The organism is Bathymodiolus azoricus thioautotrophic gill symbiont, assembly GCF_001298715.1.
Classification (GTDB): domain Bacteria; phylum Pseudomonadota; class Gammaproteobacteria; order PS1; family Pseudothioglobaceae; genus Thiodubiliella.
This window is the reverse complement of record NZ_CDSC02000098.1, coordinates 1-3,295: the sequence shown is the minus strand read 5'-3', so window position 1 is coordinate 3,295 and position 3,295 is coordinate 1. Positions and strand designations below refer to the sequence as shown.

At 37.2% G+C, this 3,295-nt stretch carries 4 protein-coding genes; 3 read left to right on the top strand and 1 reads right to left on the bottom strand.

Annotated elements, in window-relative coordinates; translation table 11 throughout:
* A partial coding sequence (gene abc-f / locus BAZSYMA_RS01955) for a ribosomal protection-like ABC-F family protein (protein WP_090715058.1) occupies positions 1-1,603 on the bottom strand: 1,603 nt, incomplete at its 3' end.
* A 38-nt stretch (positions 1,604-1,641) separates the two neighbouring features.
* Between abc-f and BAZSYMA_RS01950 the strand changes: the two genes are divergently transcribed.
* The 3 genes from BAZSYMA_RS01950 to BAZSYMA_RS01940 are packed head-to-tail and all read left to right on the top strand — an operon-like array spanning position 1,642 to position 3,148.
* Positions 1,642-2,079, top strand: a complete 438-nt coding sequence (locus BAZSYMA_RS01950; RefSeq protein ID WP_090715061.1) for a cytochrome c-type biogenesis protein — start codon at positions 1,642-1,644, stop codon at positions 2,077-2,079.
* Positions 2,076-2,474: a secondary thiamine-phosphate synthase enzyme YjbQ gene (locus BAZSYMA_RS01945; RefSeq protein WP_090715056.1), complete on the top strand. Its 399-nt coding sequence runs from the start codon at positions 2,076-2,078 to the stop codon at positions 2,472-2,474. Before BAZSYMA_RS01950 ends, BAZSYMA_RS01945 begins: the two co-directional genes overlap by 4 nt.
* A complete protein-coding gene (locus BAZSYMA_RS01940; protein ID WP_090715055.1) occupies positions 2,471-3,148 on the top strand; it encodes a tetratricopeptide repeat protein in 678 nt (225 codons plus the stop codon). Before BAZSYMA_RS01945 ends, BAZSYMA_RS01940 begins: the two co-directional genes overlap by 4 nt.
* Positions 3,149-3,295 lie beyond the last annotated feature (147 nt).

The window sequence follows — 3,295 nt, the reverse complement described above, 5'->3', positions numbered from 1 at the left end:
TCTTTCCTTTTTTATTTAGAGTGTCTTGTTTTTGCAATAAATAATCATCATAACCACCTGCATATTGTTCAATAATACCATCACCATCCATGACAACCGTAGAGCCAACGACATTGTTAAGAAAAGTTCTGTCATGTGAGATTAAAATCAGTGTACCTGTGTAGTCTACTAACATCTCTTCTAAGAGTTCTAAAGTTTCTACATCAAGGTCATTGGTGGGTTCGTCAAGCACTAATAAGTTAGCAGGTTGCGAGAGAATTTTAGCGAGCATTAGGCGATTTTTTTCACCACCAGAAAACATTCTAATGGGTGCCATCGCTTGCTTACCAGTGAATAAGAATTGGCGCAGATAACCAATAATATGCTTGCTTTTGCCGCCAATATTAATCCGTTCTCGACCACCTGAGACAAAATCCATGGCTTTCATATTTGGCTCAAGATTTTCACGCATTTGGTCAAAGTAGGCTAACTTAATGGTTTTAGAGCGACGAATCATGCCACTGTCAGGTTGTAATTCGTCAAGTAGCAACTTAATAAAAGTAGATTTACCTGTGCCGTTACCACCAATAATACCGATTTTCTCACCTTTTAAAATCAGCATAGAAAATTCTTTGATCAGATCTAAATCATTGATTTTATAAGATATTTTTTTGACTTCAAACACCAGTTTTGAGGCGCGTTTTTCGTCTTCTGCTACTGAGTGTATTTTGACTTTTCCTTGCTTTTGACGACGATTAACAAAGGAGGCTCGCATCTCTTGTAAGGAGCGTACTCTGCCTTCATTACGCGTTCTTCTTGCCTTAATACCTTGACGAATCCAGACTTCTTCTTGTGCGAGTTTTTTGTCAAATCTTTGGTTGGCTAATTCCTCTGAGTTGAGTAGATTGTCTTTGCGTTTGACATAATCCTGATAGCCACATTCAAATATATTTAAATTGCCACGGTCAAGGTCAAATACTTTATTGACAATACCAGCGACAAAAGATCGGTCGTGACTAATGAGCACTAAAGTGCCATGAAAATCTCTGAGCATTTTCTCCAAATCAAGAATAGCGGTGATATCCATATGGTTGGTTGGCTCATCTAGTAGTAAGATATTGGGCTCTTGTATTAAGGCCTTTGCCAACATTACGCGCCTGCGCCAACCGCCTGATAAAGTAGATAAAATTGCCTCTGGACTTAAGGTGAAGCGTTGCAAAATGGTTTCTATTTTGTGTAGGTACTGCCAAGCATCCAATTGGTCAATTTTTTCTTGTAATTTAGTAGCTTGGTCTAATTCCCCATCTGCCATTAAGTGTTGATATTGTATGAGTGTCATCCCAATATCACCCAAACCCTCAGCAACAATATCAAATAAATTCTTGTCATTGTTCTCGGGCGGTGTTTGCTCTAGATAGCTGATTTTAATGCCGTTTTTAACTTTTAGTTTTCCATTATCTGGCTCAATCTCACCTGCTAAAACACGCATAAAGGTTGATTTCCCCTCACCATTGCGACCAATTAGTGCAATTTTGTCACCTTTTAAAATAGTCGCGCTAACCTCATTTAAGATAGGTTTTTCAGAAAAACTAAGAGAAAGATTGTCAAGTGTAATCAGTGGCATAGGTTAAAATTATTCAATTTATTGTGTGTTATTTTATTGTGTGTTATTTTATTCAATTTTTACTACTGTTAACACTTATTAATCCTATTTATGCTGATGAGAGTATTGATGTCACCAGTTTTACCACGCCAAAACAAGAACGGCGCTACCACAATTTAATTAATGAGATTCGTTGCCCTGTATGTCAAGGGCAAAGTATCGGTGGTTCAAATGCAGGATTAGCCAAAGATTTAAGAGAAAAGGTTAGAGGGTTAATTTTAAAGCAAAAAACCGATGATGATATTCGTAGATTTATGACCGATAGATACGGCGATTTTGTCGTGTTTAAACCACCTATGAATAAGGGCACTTATTTGTTATGGTTTGCGCCGTTTATCTTTTTACTGTTTGCTGTATTCTTTCTTGCTCGCACTTTTAACACTAAAAAAGAACCTGTTAAAATGGATACGACTAAGGCTAAGAATTTACTTAAATGAAAGAGCTAATCGTTAGAACTAACGGTCGTGGTGCGATTGAAATCACTCAGCAAGTCAATGAAATAGTTGCTGAGCAAAGTGACGCACAGTTGTGTCATATATTTGTCACACATACCTCGGCATCACTCATAATTACTGGCAATGAAGATGCGAACTTGCTCTTAGATGTTGAAGGTTATTTTCAAGACACTATCGCAGATGCTAACCCAAACTATCGTCATAACAATGAAGGCGATTTTGATATGTCAGGGCATATTCGCAGCATTCTCACAGGCGAGTCAAAAACCATCCCTGTGGTTGATAACAAATTAGCACTGGGTAAATATCAAGGCTTGTTTTTGTATGAGCATCGTGGTGATGAAAATAACAGAAAACTACTCATAACACTCTTATGAGTAGTGAAACTGAGCTCAGTGATTTAATGGTAGCAGCCTATACACACCAAAAAAATGACGAGATATCTTTGGCAATTCAAGCATGGAATGCATTGATTAACCACCCGTCCACGGATAAACATTTGAGAGCCAATGCACATCTAAGTTTGGGGCGTTTACACCAATTACAAGGTAATGATGATTTGGCGATTGAGAGTATTTCAAATGCCATCAAGGCTAATCCGAATAGTAGCGAGGCGCATTTTTGTTTGGCGCATATGGCACAAAAGGAAGAAGACTTTGAGGTAGCAATTACACACTTTGAAAGTGTCTTAGCGCTAAACAGCAAAGATTGTGGTGCATTTAATAATTTGGGTAATTGTTACGATAGATTGGAAAAAACCACTGAAGCGATTGAGGCATATTCTAAAGCCATTGAGCTAGATAAAGGTTATATCGCTGCTGTTTACAATCGTGGTAATGCGTTTTTGAAGTTAGGAAAAGAGGATTTAGCATATAAAGATTTGTCAAAAGCCATTGAATTAGACACAAATTTTTATCAAGCCTATTATAATCGTGGCACTTTGCTTAAGCGACTGGGAAAATCAGACCAAGCACAGCAAGATTTAGATAGGGCAAAAATATTAGCACAGCAAGATTTAGAAAGCCAAGAGGCGCTATGCAAAACACATTAAGAAAGTATGAATATTCAAGAAAATAACACATTAATTACCTATTTGTCCTCATTCAACGACATTATTTATACGCCTGAAAAATGCCAAAAACTCTTAGATAACAATACATTAGACATTGCATTGGTCACAGTTAACAATGATATTGTT